Source organism: Pseudomonas putida (genome assembly GCF_022627325.1).
Classification (GTDB): Bacteria; Pseudomonadota; Gammaproteobacteria; order Pseudomonadales; family Pseudomonadaceae; genus Aquipseudomonas; species Aquipseudomonas putida_X.
In genome coordinates this window covers 775,407-789,273 of the sequence record NZ_JAETZZ010000001.1, presented here as the reverse complement: position 1 = coordinate 789,273, position 13,867 = coordinate 775,407, and the positions used below count along the sequence as shown (strand labels likewise).

Sequence of the window (13,867 nt, the reverse complement as noted above, 5' to 3'; positions counted from 1 at the left end):
CTTTGAACAATGGCCACTATCCACGTAGACGGCAAAGCGCTCGAAGTCAACGGTGCAGACAACCTGTTACAGGCGTGTCTGTCGCTCGGCCTCGACATCCCCTATTTCTGCTGGCACCCGGCGCTTGGAAGCGTTGGTGCCTGTCGGCAGTGTGCGGTCAAGCAGTACACCGACGAGAACGACACCCGTGGTCGTATCGTCATGTCCTGCATGACCCCTGCCTCCGACGGCACCTGGATTTCCATCGACGATGACGAATCCAAGGCGTTTCGCGCCAGCGTCGTCGAATGGCTGATGACCAACCACCCGCACGACTGCCCAGTGTGCGAGGAAGGCGGCCACTGCCACCTGCAGGACATGACGGTAATGACCGGCCACAACGAGCGCCGCTACCGTTTCACCAAGCGAACCCACCAGAACCAGGACCTCGGCCCGTTCATCGCTCACGAGATGAACCGCTGCATCGCCTGCTACCGCTGCGTGCGCTACTACAAGGACTACGCCGGCGGCACCGACCTGGGTGTCTATGGCGCCCACGACAACGTGTACTTCGGCCGCGTCGAAGACGGCGTACTGGAAAGCGAGTTCTCCGGCAACCTGACCGAGGTCTGCCCGACCGGTGTGTTCACCGACAAGACGCACTCCGAGCGCTACAACCGCAAGTGGGACATGCAGTTCGCCCCAAGCATCTGCCACGGCTGCTCCAGCGGCTGCAACATCAGCCCGGGCGAGCGTTACGGCGAACTGCGCCGGATCGAAAACCGTTTCAACGGCTCGGTCAACCAGTACTTCCTGTGCGACCGCGGCCGCTTCGGTTATGGCTACGTCAACCGCACCGACCGCCCACGCCAGCCACGCCTGGCCGATGGCACCAAGCTGGGCCTGGACGCTGCGCTGGACAAGGCTGCCGACCTGCTGCGCGGCCGGACCATCGTGGGTATCGGCTCGCCCCGCGCCAGCCTGGAAAGCAACTACGGCCTGCGTGAACTGGTCGGTGCCGATTACTTCTATTCGGGTATGGAAGCCGGTGAGCTGGCTCGCGTACGCCTGGCCCTGAACGTGCTCAATAGCAGCCCGCTGCCAGTGCCGACCCTGCGCGACATCGAAGACCACGACGCTGTGTTCGTGCTCGGCGAAGACCTGACCCAGACCGCTGCCCGTGTCGCCCTGGCCGTACGTCAAGCCACCAAGGGCAAGGCCGAAGCCATGGCCGAGGCCATGAAAGTGCAGCCCTGGCTCGACGCTGCGGTGAAGAACATCGGCCAGCACGCGCTGTATCCGCTGTTCATCGCCAGCCTGGCCGAAACCAAACTGGACGACGTTGCCGAAGAATGCGTGCACGCCGCCCCTGCCGACCTTGCGCGTATCGGCTTCGCCGTGGCCCACGCCATCGATCCGAGCGCCCCGGCCGTAGCAGGCCTGGACGACGAAGCCAAGGCCCTGGCCGAGCGCATCGCCGGCGCCCTGGTAGCGGCCAAACGCCCGCTGGTGGTTGCCGGTACTTCGCTGGCCGACCCTGCACTGATCGAGGCAGCTGCGAACATCGCCAAAGCCCTGAAGCTGCGCGAGAAAAACGGCTCGCTGAGCCTGGTCGTACCTGAGGCCAACAGCCTTGGCCTGGCCATGCTCGGCGGCGAGTCCGTCGATGCCGCGCTGGATGCGGTCATCAGCGGCAAGGCCGACGCCATCGTGGTGCTGGAAAACGACCTGTACACCCGCGTACCGGCCGCCAAGGTCGATGCTGCCCTGGCAGCGGCAAAGGTCGTGATCGTCGCCGACCACTCCCACACCGCCACCCTGGAGCGCGCCCACCTGGTGCTGCCGGCGGCCTCGTTCGCCGAAGGCGACGGTACCCTGGTCAGCCAGGAAGGCCGTGCCCAGCGCTTCTTCCAGGTGTTCGACCCGCAGTACCTGGACAGCAGCATCCTGGTGCACGAAGGCTGGCGCTGGATGCACGCCCTGCGTGCCACGCTGCTGAACAAGCCGGTCGACTGGACCCAGCTGGACCACGTCACCAGCGCCTGCGCCGAGGCTGCCCCGCAACTGGCCGGCATCGTCAACGCAGCACCTTCTGCGGCATTCCGCATCAAGGGTATGAAGCTGGCCCGTGAGCCGCTGCGCTACTCCGGCCGCACCGCGATGCGCGCCAACATCAGCGTGCACGAACCTCGTACCCCGCAGGACAAGGACACCGCGTTCGCCTACTCCATGGAAGGCTACTCGGGCTCTGCCGAACCGCGCCAGCAGGTGCCGTTTGCCTGGTCGCCGGGCTGGAACTCGCCGCAAGCCTGGAACAAGTTCCAGGACGAGGTAGGTGGCCACCTGCGTGCCGGTGACCCGGGCGTGCGCCTGATCGAATCGCACGGTGATCGCCTGTCCTGGTTCGATACCGTTCCGGGCGCCTTCAACCCGGCCCGTGGCACCTGGACCGCAGTACCGTTCTTCCACCTGTTCGGCAGCGAAGAAAGCTCTTCGCGCGCTGCGCCGGTCCAGGAGCGCATCCCTGCCGCTTACGTGGCGCTGGCCAAGTCCGAGGCCGACCGCCTGGGCGTCAACGAAGGCGCGCTGCTGAGCCTGAACGTGGGCGGTGTGGCCCTGCGCCTGCCGCTGCGCATCAATGAAGAACTGGGCGCTGGCCTGGTCGCGCTGCCCAAAGGCCTGGCCGGCATCCCGCCGGCCATCTTCGGTGCACCCGTCGAAGGTCTGCAGGAGGCAGCACAATGAGCTGGTTCACCCCCGAAGTGATCGATGTGATCATCCAGGTCGTCAAGGCTATCGTGGTGCTGCTGGCCGTCGTGGTCTGCGGCGCCCTGCTCAGCTTCGTCGAGCGCCGCCTGCTGGGCTGGTGGCAGGACCGCTACGGTCCTAACCGTGTCGGCCCGTTCGGCATGTTCCAGATCGCCGCCGACATGCTGAAGATGTTCTTCAAGGAAGACTGGAACCCGCCCTTCGTCGACAAGATGATCTTCACCCTGGCGCCGGTCGTGGCCATGAGCGCGCTGCTGATCGGCTTCTCGATCATCCCGATCACCCCAGGTTGGGGCGTTGCCGACCTGAACATCGGCCTGCTGTTCTTCTTCGCCATGGCCGGCCTGTCGGTGTACGCGGTGCTGTTCGCCGGCTGGTCGTCGAACAACAAGTACGCCCTGCTGGGCAGCTTGCGTGCCTCGGCCCAGACCGTGTCGTACGAAGTGTTCCTGGGCTTGGCGCTGATGGGCGTGGTGGTGCAGGTGGGCTCGTTCAACATGCGTGACATCGTTGAATACCAGGCCCAGAACCTGTGGTTCATCATTCCGCAGTTCTTCGGCTTCTGCACGTTCTTCATCGCCGGCGTCGCCGTGACCCACCGTCACCCGTTCGACCAGCCAGAAGCCGAGCAGGAACTGGCCGACGGCTACCACATCGAGTATGCCGGCATGAAATGGGGCATGTTCTTCGTCGGTGAGTACATCGGCATCATCCTCATCTCGGCGCTGCTGGTGACCCTGTTCTTCGGTGGCTGGCACGGCCCGTTCGGCATCCTGCCGCAAGTGCCGTTCCTGTGGTTCGCGCTGAAAACCGCGTTCTTCATCATGCTGTTCATCCTGCTGCGCGCTTCGATCCCGCGCCCACGCTATGACCAGGTGATGGACTTCAGCTGGAAGTTCTGCCTGCCGCTGACCCTGATCAATTTGCTGGTGACCGCTGCGATCGTGCTTTACAACACGCCAGCCGTCGCGGCCCAGTGAGGATTTGACCCATGTTCAAGTATATCGGCGACATCGTTAAGGGCACCGGCACTCAGCTGCGCAGCCTGGCAATGGTGTTCTCCCACGGGTTCCGCAAGCGCGACACCCTGCAGTACCCCGAAGAACCCGTGTACCTGCCACCACGCTATCGTGGCCGCATCGTCCTGACCCGCGACCCCGACGGCGAGGAGCGCTGCGTGGCGTGCAACCTCTGCGCGGTGGCCTGCCCGGTCGGCTGCATCTCGCTGCAGAAGGCCGAGACCGAGGACGGCCGCTGGTACCCGGAGTTCTTCCGCATCAACTTCTCGCGCTGCATTTTCTGCGGCCTGTGCGAGGAAGCGTGCCCGACCACCGCGATCCAGCTGACTCCGGATTTCGAAATGGCCGAGTTCAAGCGTCAGGACCTGGTGTACGAGAAAGAAGATCTTCTGATCTCCGGCCCCGGCAAGAACCCTGACTACAACTTCTACCGTGTTGCGGGTATGGCGATCGCTGGCAAGCCGAAAGGCTCTGCACAGAACGAAGCCGAGCCGATCAACGTGAAGAGCTTGCTCCCATAAGGACAGAAAGATGGAATTCGCTTTCTACTTCGCATCCGGGATCGCCGTGGTCTCCACCCTTCGGGTGGTGACCGGTACCAACCCCGTGCACGCCCTGCTCTACCTGATCATTTCGCTGATTTCCGTGGCAATGATCTTCTTCTCCCTGGGTGCGCCGTTCGCCGGCGCCCTGGAAGTGATCGCCTACGCCGGCGCCATCATGGTGCTGTTCGTCTTCGTGGTGATGATGCTCAACCTCGGGCCGGCCTCGGTCGCCCAGGAGCGCGGCTGGCTCAAGCCCGGTATCTGGGCAGGGCCGGTGATACTTGGCACCCTGCTGCTGCTGGAACTGCTGTACGTGCTGTTCGTCACCCCAAGCGGCGCCGGCATCAGCGGCACCACCGTGGGCCCGAAAGAAGTGGGCATCAGCCTGTTCGGCCCGTACCTGCTGGTGGTCGAACTGGCCTCGATGCTGCTGCTCGCGGCAGCCGTCACCGCCTTCCACCTGGGCCGCAACGAGGCGAAGGAGTAAATCATGGGTGCTATCCCTCTCGAGCATGGGCTGGCGGTCGCCGGCATCCTGTTCTGCTTAGGTCTGGTTGGCCTGATGGTCCGCCGCAACATCCTCTTCGTGCTCATGAGCCTGGAAGTCATGATGAACGCCTCTGCCCTGGCGTTCGTCGTCGCCGGTGCCCGTTGGGTGCAGCCCGACGGCCAGGTGATGTTCATTCTGGTGATCAGCCTGGCAGCCGCCGAGGCCAGTATCGGCCTGGCGATCCTGCTGCAGCTGTATCGCCGCTTCCACACTCTCGACATCGATGCTGCCAGTGAGATGCGCGGATGAACCTTCTCTTCCTGACTTTCGTCTTCCCCCTGATCGGCTTCTTGCTGCTGTCGTTCTCGCGCGGGCGGTTCTCGGAGAACCTGTCCGCCCTGATCGGCGTCGGCTCGGTCGGCCTCTCGGCCGCCGTGGCGGCCTACGTCATCTGGCAATTCAATGTCGCCCCGCCTGAAGGCGGCGCGTACAGCCAGCTGCTGTGGCAGTGGATGTCGGTGGACGGCTTCGCGCCGAACTTCACCCTGTACCTGGACGGCCTGTCGGTCACCATGCTCGGCGTGGTCACTGGCGTGGGCTTCCTGATTCACCTGTTCGCGTCCTGGTACATGCGTGGCGAAGCCGGTTACTCGCGCTTCTTCTCCTACACCAACCTGTTCATCGCCAGCATGCTGTTCCTGATCCTGGGCGATAACCTGCTGTTCATCTACTTCGGCTGGGAAGGCGTGGGCCTGTGCTCGTACCTGTTGATCGGTTTCTACTACAGCAACCGCAACAACGGTAACGCGGCACTCAAGGCCTTCATCGTCACCCGTATCGGCGACGTGTTCATGGCCATCGGCCTGTTCATCCTGTTCGCCCAGCTGGGCACCCTGAACGTGCAGGAACTGCTGGTGCTGGCACCACAGAAATTCCAGGCTGGCGACACCTGGATGGTGCTGGCCACGCTGATGCTGCTCGGTGGTGCGGTGGGTAAATCGGCACAGCTGCCGCTGCAGACCTGGCTGGCCGACGCGATGGCAGGCCCTACCCCGGTTTCGGCACTGATCCACGCCGCCACCATGGTGACCGCAGGCGTGTACCTGATCGCCCGCACCAACGGCCTGTTCCTGCTGGCGCCGGACATCCTGCACCTTGTAGGTGTGGTCGGTGGCGTGACCCTGGTACTGGCAGGCTTCGCTGCGCTGGTGCAGACCGACATCAAGCGTATCCTCGCCTACTCGACCATGAGCCAGATCGGCTACATGTTCCTGGCGCTGGGCGTGGGTGCCTGGGACGCGGCAATCTTCCACCTGATGACCCACGCCTTCTTCAAGGCCCTGCTGTTCCTTGCCTCGGGTGCGGTGATCGTTGCCTGCCACCACGAGCAGAACATCTTCAAGATGGGCGGCCTGTGGAAGAAACTGCCGCTGGCCTACGCCAGCTTCGTGGTCGGTGGTGCCGCCCTGGCCGCCCTGCCGATCCTGACCGTCGGCTTCTACTCCAAGGACGAGATCCTCTGGGAAGCCTTCGCCAGCGGCAATACCGGCCTGCTGTACGCCGGCCTGGTCGGTGCGTTCATGACCTCGCTGTACACCTTCCGCCTGATCTTCATCGCCTTCCATGGCGAAGCCAAGACCGAGGCCCACGCCGGCCACGGCATCAGCCACTGGCTGCCGCTGGGCGTGCTGATCGTGCTGTCGACCTTCGTCGGCGCCTGGATCCACCCGCCGCTGGCAGGCGTGCTGCCTGAAAGCGCAGGCCATGCCGGCGGTGAAGCCAAGCACTCGCTGGAGATCGCCTCGGGCGCCATCGCCATCGCCGGTATCCTGCTGTCGGCCCTGCTGTTCCTGGGCAAGCGCCGCTTCGTCAGCGCCGTCGCCAACAGCAGCATCGGCCGTGTCCTGTCGGCCTGGTGGTTCGCGGCCTGGGGCTTCGACTGGATCTACGACAAGCTCTTCGTCAAACCTTATCTGCTGATCAGCCACATCCTGCGCAAGGACCCGGTTGACCGCAGCATCGGCCTGATCCCCCGCATGGCGCGTGGCGGCCACGTCGCCATGAGCAAGACCGAGACCGGTCAGCTGCGCTGGTACACCGCCTCGATCGCCGTGGGCGCCGTGCTGGTACTCGGTGCTGTGGTAGTGGCTGCGGTATGACTATGAATCTTGCGACTTTGCCAAAGGAAACCAACCCGTCATGATTTTGCCTTGGCTGATCCTGATCCCTTTCATCGGCGGCTTCCTGTGCTGGCTGGGTGAGCGCTTCGGCTCCACCCTGCCGCGCTGGATCGCGCTGCTGACCATGTCCCTGCTGCTCGGCATCGGCCTGTGGCTGTGGGGCACCGGCGACTACACCCTGGCGCCTGCACCGGGCGCCGAACCTGCCTGGGCACTCGAATACAAGGTCGAGTGGATCAAGCGCTTCGGCATCAGCATCCACCTGGCCCTCGATGGCCTGTCGCTGCTGATGATCCTGCTCACCGGCCTGCTCGGTGTGCTTTCGGTACTGTGCTCCTGGAAAGAGATTCAGCGCCACGTCGGCTTCTTCCACCTCAACCTGATGTGGATCCTCGGCGGCGTGGTCGGTGTGTTCCTGGCACTGGACCTGTTCCTGTTCTTCTTCTTCTGGGAAATGATGCTGGTGCCGATGTATTTCCTCATCGCGCTCTGGGGTCACAGCTCGGCAGACGGCAAGAAGACCCGGATCTACGCCGCCACCAAGTTCTTCATCTTCACCCAGGCCAGCGGCCTGATCATGCTGGTGGCGATCCTTGGCCTGGTGCTTGTCAACTACAACACCACCGGCGTGCTGACCTTCAACTACAGTGACTTGCTCAAGGCCGAACTGCCGGCGGGCGTCGAGTACCTGCTGATGTTGGGCTTCTTCATCGCCTTCGCGGTAAAGCTGCCGGTGGTGCCGTTCCACTCCTGGCTGCCTGATGCACACGCCCAGGCACCGACCGCAGGCTCCGTGGACCTGGCGGGCATCTTGCTGAAGACAGCCGCCTACGGCCTGCTGCGCTTCGCCCTGCCGCTGTTCCCCAACGCTTCGGCCGAGTTTGCACCGATCGCCATGACCCTGGGCCTGATCGGCATCTTCTACGGTGCCTTCCTGGCCTTCGCGCAGACCGACATCAAGCGCCTGATCGCCTTCTCCAGCGTTTCGCACATGGGCTTCGTGCTGATCGGTATCTACTCCGGCAGCCAGCAGGCCCTGCAAGGCGCGGTGATCCAGATGCTGGCCCACGGCCTGTCGGCTGCCGCGCTGTTCATCCTGTCCGGCCAGCTGTACGAGCGCCTGCATACCCGTGACATGCGCCAGATGGGTGGCCTGTGGCACCGCATCGCCTACCTGCCCGCCATCAGCCTGTTCTTCGCCGCTGCATCGCTGGGCCTGCCAGGCACCGGCAACTTCGTTGGCGAGTTCCTGATCCTGATCGGCAGCTTCGCCAGCGTGCCGTGGATCACCGTGATCGCCACCACCGGCCTGGTCTTCGGCTCGGTCTACTCGCTGATCATGATCCACCGTGCCTACTTCGGCCCAAGCAAGAGCGACACCGTGCTGGCCGGCATGGACGGCCGCGAGCTGATCATGGTGCTGGGCCTGGCGGTGCTGCTGATCGTGCTTGGTGTGTACCCGCAGCCGTTCCTCGACACTTCTGCCGCCACCATGAGCGGTGTGCAGCAGTGGCTTGGCTCCGCTTTCACTCAACTCGCTTCGGCCCGGTAAGAGCGCTATGGAATTCACCACTCAACACTTCATCGCATTGGCGCCGATGCTGATCACCACCATCACCACGGTGGTGGTGATGCTGGCGATCGCCTGGAAGCGCAACCACTCGCAGACCTTCCTGCTGTCCACCGTGGGCCTGAACCTGGCCCTGCTGTCGATCCTGCCGGCGCTGAAGGTCGCGCCGCTGGCGGTGACCTCGCTGGTCACCATCGACAAGTTCGCCTGCCTGTACATGGCGATCGTTCTGGTGGCCACGCTGGCCTGCGTCACACTGGCTCACGCCTATCTGGGTGAAGGCGCCAAGGGTTTCCCGGGTAACCGTGAAGAACTCTACCTGCTGCTGCTGATGTCGGCCCTCGGTGGCCTGGTGCTGGTCAGCGCCAACCACCTGGCCGGCCTGTTCATCGGCCTGGAGCTGCTGTCGGTGCCGGTCTACGGCCTGGTGGCGTATGCCTTCTTCAACAAGCGTTCGCTGGAAGCCGGTATCAAGTACATGGTGCTGTCGGCCGCAGGCTCGGCCTTCCTGCTGTTCGGCATGGCCCTGCTGTATGCCGATGCCGGCAGCCTGAGCTTCGACCAGATCGGCAAAGCCCTGGCCGCCACCAGCATGCCAAGCCTGCTGGCGCAACTGGGCCTGGGCATGATGCTGGTCGGCCTGGCCTTCAAGCTGTCGCTGGTACCCTTCCACCTGTGGACCCCGGACGTGTACGAAGGCGCCCCGGCCCCGGTCGCCGCGTTCCTGGCTACCGCGAGCAAGGTCGCGGTGTTCGCCGTGGTGGTACGCCTGTTCATGCTCTCCCCTGCTGCCAGCAGTGGCGTGCTGAGCACCGTGCTGGCGGTGATTGCGGTCGCCTCGATCCTGGTCGGTAACCTGCTGGCGCTGACCCAGAGCAACCTCAAGCGTCTGCTCGGTTACTCGTCCATCGCCCACTTCGGCTACCTGCTCATCGCCCTGATCGCCAGCAAGGGCCTGGCCATGGAAGCGATGGGCGTGTACCTGGTCACCTACGTGATCACCAGCCTGGGTGCCTTCGGTGTCATCACCCTGATGTCCTCGCCTTACGGCGGCCGTGATGCCGATGCGCTGTACGAGTACCGCGGCCTGTTCTGGCGCCGCCCGTACCTGACCGCAGTGCTGACCGTGATGATGCTGTCGCTGGCCGGTATCCCGCTGACCGCGGGCTTCATCGGCAAGTTCTACATCATCGCCACTGGCGTCGAGTCGCACTTGTGGTGGCTGGTCGGTGCCCTGGTGGTCGGTAGCGCCATCGGCGTTTACTACTACCTGCGCGTGATGGTCACCCTGTACCTGGTCGAGCCGAACCTGCGCCGCCACGATGCGCCGCTGAAGTGGGAACAGCGCACTGGCGGCGTCATGCTGCTGGCGATCGCCATTCTCGCCTTCGTCCTGGGCGTATACCCGCAGCCATTGCTGGACATGGTCCAGCAGGCTGGCCTGCAACTGATCGGCTGATCAACCCGGCAATACCAAACACCCCGCTTATGCGGGGTGTTTTTTTATCTGCGCTGCATGCCGTGCCGGCTACGCTAACCTTCCGTTTGCCTGCCTGGCGCAACATCTTCACTGCGGCGCAGTGCCGTCCTGCGTACATCACTGCTGGCCGATGGCAAGTACACATCCGGATTAGGCATCCCACTGGGTGACAGTTCATGGGTCATTTCGAACTCGGCCCTCACCGACCAGCCACAGGCCTCTGTGGTGCATTGCAAATAGGCCACTCTGAGGAAAATGTGGCGCCCTTCGCTGGTGCGTATGCGCATCCGGCTATGGCAATGGGGGCAGACCAGCTTGTAAGTACTCACGGTAGATACCTGTAAAGGCCGAGCGATGGCATAGGCTGTAAGGTTGATCGTCCATTTGTGTCAGTATTGCCTACGGTATAAGAAGGGATTTTCATCAAACTGCTGTTCATGCCGATAATGTTCCTCATTTTGCAGGGTTATTATTCATAACGAGTAGTTTAAGCCTAGGGAATGTCATTAAACCAGCTATGGATATCTGTTATGAGTAGCCGCTTTTTCGCCTCGGTGCTGACTCGCCTCAAGCAAATTACCCAGTCCGAAAGCGACGCCCAACTGGCCCGAGCGCTAGGTGTAAGTCCACAGACGCTGAGCAGCTGGAAGGTACGGGACAGCATCCCATACTCATTATGCGTAGATATTGCCCGGCAGCATGCTTGCTCGCTGGACTGGCTGCTGATGGGTGAGCGCGGGCGTACCTTGCACACCGCGGAAGGCTGGGAAGATGACATGCTCGAACGCTTGCGCAGCCTGTCATGCGCCGACCGCGAGGCCACGCTGCTGTACATCAAGGACAAGCAGCGCATCCAGGAGTTGGAGAAGAAACTGGATGCACTCGCCTACCGTCTGCCCGATACCTCCGAGGGTTAACCGCGACGACGCCAACGCTGGACGATTTCTCGAAGGTCCACCGATTCGAGCCATACCATGACCTTGAGGCTGATCGGCACCACCACGACCGCCGCCACGAAAGCAGCCATGCCCCGGGAAAGCATGGGGGCCAAGCCTTGCAACAGCGGTTCGAACAGGTAACCCACGCCAACGCTGAGCAGGGCCAGCAAGGCTTGCTTGCCCATCGTAAGCCGCTTGCGCGAAACGATGACCAGCCGATCCCGCACCGCGCTGACCAGCAAAGCGCCCAACACTGCACCGAAAAGCACCCGCCCGTCGCGCTCTAGCCACGGTACGACGCTGGACAAAGCGCCATCAATCAATGCGACTTCATTCATGAGTGCCTCACTGCTCTGCGAGCATGCCGTAGCGAATGGCCTTGATCACGGCGGCGACGCGAGTGGTTACATCGAATTTGCGCAGGATATTGCCCACATGGAAATTCACCGTCGATTCCTGGCACTGCAGGATCTGACCGATTTCCCACGAACTCTTGCCATAGGCACACCACAGCAATACCTGCTGCTCTCGCGGGGTCAGGCGAATAGGCGTATCCACTTGGCTACCTTCGCTCTGTCGCGTATTGGCTTTCATCACCGAACTCCAAACAATCATGGCCAGTTCACGTCAGCTATCGGACTGACGCGGTAGGACTCCACCATACGAATCGCAAAACACCCGTGCCATTCATACGCTTTGTAAACCGCCGTCCTACACACTCGTCCTCAATGGCTGCTTTCAATTAACTGAAACTCTCCGTGCTCTGCGCGGCGTTTCGCTCGTCACAACGCCGTTGCCTACCCTTTTCACCTGGAGTTGTACGATGCGCCCCGTGTTGCCCCCCTCGCCCTGCATTGGCCTTGCGGCCCTTTTCGCTGTCGCCCAGCACGTGTCTGCCGCACCTTCGGTCGAACTGGGTGAGGTGCTGATCAGTGACGAAGCACACAGCGAACTGGAAGACGCCCGCGAGCGTCTGCAGGCAGTGCCTGGCGCCAGCAACCTGGTGGACATGCAGCGCGTGGGGCAAGGACGGGTGGCCAGCAACCAGGACGTGCTGGCCTACCAGCCGGGGGTGTTCGCCCAGTCGGCCGGCAACGATGGCATCAAGCTGTCCATCCGCGGCTCAGGCATCAACCGTGCACCCGGGGCACACGGTTCAGGGGTGTACACGCTGTTCGACGGCCTGCCGCTGACTGGCCCGGGCGGTACCCCTTACGAGCTGTTCGAGCCGCTGTGGCTGAGCCGCGCCGACGTGTTGCGAGGGGCAAACGGCTTCGATCAGGGCGCGCTGGCGCTGGGCGGCGCAATCAACTACGTAACGCATACCGGCTACGATACCGCGCCGTTGCAGGTGCGCTACGAGGCAGGCAGCCGCGGCTATCAGCACAGGCACATCAGCTCTGGTCAGGTTTTGGGCAACCTCGACTATTACGTAGCACTCACCGACTCGGAATACGACGGCTACCAGGCGCACAGCAGCGGCAGTGCCAAAGGCATCGCAGCCAACGTTGGTTATCGGTTCAACCCCAACCTGCAGACGCGCTTCTACCTGCGCTACCGGGAAACCGAGAACGAGCTGGCCGGGCGCCTGACCAAGGACCAGATCAAGCACCACCCACGTGCCGCCAACGCCGCCTACCTGGCGCGTGACGACAGCCGGCCGCAACCGGGCAGCACCTGGGTGGCCAACAAGACCACCTTCTACCTCGAGGACGATGCCCGTGTGGAAGCCGGGCTGGTGTACCACGACTTCCCCATGGACCTGCGTGAAGGCCCGATGCGCCTGAAGGTCGCCTACACCGATGTCAGCGGCACGCTGAACTACATACGCCGCGACACCCTGCTGGGTCACCAGAGCAACACCACCGTGGGCTGGCGAACCACCAAGCACCTGCCCAACAGCGGCGCATCGCAGTTCGCCCGCAGCACGGGCGACAACTTCGGCGCACGCAGCCGCGATTTCAGCTACCAGGGGTCGGATACCGTCCTGCACGTCGGCAACGATCTGGAGCTGATCCCTGACCTGTGGCTGACCACTGGCCTGGCGATGATCTACACACGCCGTGAAAGTGCGGTCACCTATCCGCAGGATGGCGGCAAGGTGAGCCAACATGACTGGGACTATGCACCGCGCTTGGGCCTGCGCTATGACATCGACCCGCAGTTGCAGGTGTACGGCAACCTGAGCCGGTCCGTGGAGCCACCCCACCCATGGTCACTGATCTGGAGCTCCACGGTCGCCACGCAGCCGATCGAACTGCAAAACCAGACCGCCACCACGCTGGAGCTGGGCGCGCGCGGCGATTCGGCGCTGGGCCGCTGGGACCTGGCCTGGTACTACTCGCAAGTGCGCCATGAACTGTTGGCCGTCGAAATCGAGGCGGGGCTCCCGGCCAAGGAGGTCAATGCCAGCGCCACGGTGCACCAAGGCGTGGAGGCCGGCCTGGACAGCACCCTCTGGGAGCAGCCTGGCACGGGTAAGATCAGTTTGCGCCAGGCCTACACGTTCAGCGATTTCCACTACCGGGACGACGATACCTTCGGCGACAACCGCCTGCCTGGGATTCCCATGCATTACTACCAGGCCGAACTGCGCTACGACTGGCCAAGCGGCTTCTATGCCGGGGTCAACACGCAGATGGCGTCCAAGGTGCAAGTCGATTACGCCAACAGTTACCACGCCGATGCCTATGCACTGCTCGGTGCGCGGCTGGGCTGGGACTCGCCGAAACAGGATTGGCAGACCTGGCTTGACCTGCGCAACCTGACCAACGAACGCTATGCGGCGACAGTCACGCCGGGGTACGACGATGCCGGGCAGGACATTGCCCGGTCGACGCCAGGGGAAGGGTTTGGCGTCTATGCCGGGGTTTCATACAGTTTCCGTTGAGGCTGGC

General features: G+C 63.1%; 13 protein-coding genes. 10 read left to right on the top strand and 3 right to left on the bottom strand.

Annotated elements, in window-relative coordinates; all coding sequences use genetic code 11:
* The first annotated feature begins 9 nt into the window (after window positions 1–9).
* From nuoG to nuoN, 8 genes are read left to right on the top strand one after another with little or no spacing between them, the layout of a single operon-like run.
* Window positions 10–2,724 (top strand): NADH-quinone oxidoreductase subunit NuoG, encoded by a 2,715-nt coding sequence (gene nuoG, locus JNA92_RS03565; RefSeq protein WP_241803338.1) that lies wholly within the window; start codon window positions 10–12, stop codon window positions 2,722–2,724.
* Window positions 2,721–3,728, top strand: a complete 1,008-nt coding sequence (gene nuoH / locus JNA92_RS03560; RefSeq protein WP_012273297.1) for an NADH-quinone oxidoreductase subunit NuoH — start codon at window positions 2,721–2,723, stop codon at window positions 3,726–3,728. Before nuoG ends, nuoH begins: the two co-directional genes overlap by 4 nt.
* Window positions 3,729–3,739: 11 nt before the next feature.
* A complete protein-coding gene (gene nuoI, locus JNA92_RS03555) occupies window positions 3,740–4,288 on the top strand; it encodes an NADH-quinone oxidoreductase subunit NuoI (RefSeq protein WP_003251442.1) in 549 nt (182 codons plus the stop codon).
* 10 nt (window positions 4,289–4,298) lie between these two features.
* A complete protein-coding gene (nuoJ, locus tag JNA92_RS03550; protein WP_086978409.1) occupies window positions 4,299–4,799 on the top strand; it encodes an NADH-quinone oxidoreductase subunit J in 501 nt (166 codons plus the stop codon).
* A gap of 3 nt (window positions 4,800–4,802) precedes the next feature.
* Window positions 4,803–5,111: an NADH-quinone oxidoreductase subunit NuoK gene (gene nuoK / locus JNA92_RS03545; RefSeq protein WP_003251446.1), complete on the top strand. Its 309-nt coding sequence runs from the start codon at window positions 4,803–4,805 to the stop codon at window positions 5,109–5,111.
* Window positions 5,108–6,961, top strand: coding sequence for an NADH-quinone oxidoreductase subunit L (gene nuoL, locus JNA92_RS03540; protein WP_241803337.1), 1,854 nt, complete (start codon window positions 5,108–5,110; stop codon window positions 6,959–6,961). The genes nuoK and nuoL overlap by 4 nt, the downstream gene beginning before the upstream one ends.
* A gap of 40 nt (window positions 6,962–7,001) precedes the next feature.
* Complete coding sequence (nuoM, locus tag JNA92_RS03535) at window positions 7,002–8,534, top strand: NADH-quinone oxidoreductase subunit M (protein ID WP_046787247.1); 1,533 nt, start codon at window positions 7,002–7,004, stop codon at window positions 8,532–8,534.
* 7 nt (window positions 8,535–8,541) lie between these two features.
* Window positions 8,542–10,011 (top strand): NADH-quinone oxidoreductase subunit NuoN, encoded by a 1,470-nt coding sequence (gene nuoN, locus JNA92_RS03530; protein ID WP_241803336.1) that lies wholly within the window; start codon window positions 8,542–8,544, stop codon window positions 10,009–10,011.
* A gap of 74 nt (window positions 10,012–10,085) precedes the next feature.
* Here the strand turns inward: nuoN and JNA92_RS03525 are convergent, their stop codons facing one another.
* A complete protein-coding gene (locus tag JNA92_RS03525) occupies window positions 10,086–10,361 on the bottom strand; it encodes an ogr/Delta-like zinc finger family protein (protein ID WP_241803335.1) in 276 nt (91 codons plus the stop codon).
* Window positions 10,362–10,562: 201 nt separating this feature from the next.
* Between JNA92_RS03525 and JNA92_RS03520 the strand changes: the two genes are divergently transcribed.
* Window positions 10,563–10,949, top strand: coding sequence for a helix-turn-helix domain-containing protein (locus JNA92_RS03520; protein ID WP_241803334.1), 387 nt, complete (start codon window positions 10,563–10,565; stop codon window positions 10,947–10,949).
* Here JNA92_RS03520 and JNA92_RS03515 read toward each other — a convergent pair.
* Together JNA92_RS03515 and JNA92_RS03510 are read right to left on the bottom strand one after the other, a co-directional pair.
* Window positions 10,946–11,308, bottom strand: coding sequence for a hypothetical protein (locus JNA92_RS03515; protein WP_241803333.1), 363 nt, complete (start codon window positions 11,306–11,308; stop codon window positions 10,946–10,948). The genes JNA92_RS03520 and JNA92_RS03515 overlap by 4 nt on opposite strands.
* A 7-nt stretch (window positions 11,309–11,315) precedes the next feature.
* Window positions 11,316–11,564, bottom strand: a complete 249-nt coding sequence (locus tag JNA92_RS03510) for a response regulator transcription factor (RefSeq protein WP_241803332.1) — start codon at window positions 11,562–11,564, stop codon at window positions 11,316–11,318.
* A 229-nt stretch (window positions 11,565–11,793) separates the two neighbouring features.
* On the opposite strand from JNA92_RS03510, the gene JNA92_RS03505 reads away from it, so the two are divergent.
* Window positions 11,794–13,860 (top strand): TonB-dependent receptor family protein, encoded by a 2,067-nt coding sequence (locus JNA92_RS03505; RefSeq protein WP_241803331.1) that lies wholly within the window; start codon window positions 11,794–11,796, stop codon window positions 13,858–13,860.
* The last annotated feature ends 7 nt before the right edge of the window (window positions 13,861–13,867 follow it).

Coding starts and splice junctions, on each gene's coding strand:
- nuoG (WP_241803338.1), top strand. CDS start 10: ATGGCCACTATCCACGTAGACGGCAAAGCGCTCGAAGTCAACGGTGCA.
- nuoH (WP_012273297.1), top strand. CDS start 2,721: ATGAGCTGGTTCACCCCCGAAGTGATCGATGTGATCATCCAGGTCGTC.
- nuoI (WP_003251442.1), top strand. CDS start 3,740: ATGTTCAAGTATATCGGCGACATCGTTAAGGGCACCGGCACTCAGCTG.
- nuoJ (WP_086978409.1), top strand. CDS start 4,299: ATGGAATTCGCTTTCTACTTCGCATCCGGGATCGCCGTGGTCTCCACC.
- nuoK (WP_003251446.1), top strand. CDS start 4,803: ATGGGTGCTATCCCTCTCGAGCATGGGCTGGCGGTCGCCGGCATCCTG.
- nuoL (WP_241803337.1), top strand. CDS start 5,108: ATGAACCTTCTCTTCCTGACTTTCGTCTTCCCCCTGATCGGCTTCTTG.
- nuoM (WP_046787247.1), top strand. CDS start 7,002: ATGATTTTGCCTTGGCTGATCCTGATCCCTTTCATCGGCGGCTTCCTG.
- nuoN (WP_241803336.1), top strand. CDS start 8,542: ATGGAATTCACCACTCAACACTTCATCGCATTGGCGCCGATGCTGATC.
- JNA92_RS03520 (WP_241803334.1), top strand. CDS start 10,563: ATGAGTAGCCGCTTTTTCGCCTCGGTGCTGACTCGCCTCAAGCAAATT.
- JNA92_RS03515 (WP_241803333.1), bottom strand. CDS start 11,308: ATGAATGAAGTCGCATTGATTGATGGCGCTTTGTCCAGCGTCGTACCG.
- JNA92_RS03510 (WP_241803332.1), bottom strand. CDS start 11,564: ATGAAAGCCAATACGCGACAGAGCGAAGGTAGCCAAGTGGATACGCCT.
- JNA92_RS03505 (WP_241803331.1), top strand. CDS start 11,794: ATGCGCCCCGTGTTGCCCCCCTCGCCCTGCATTGGCCTTGCGGCCCTT.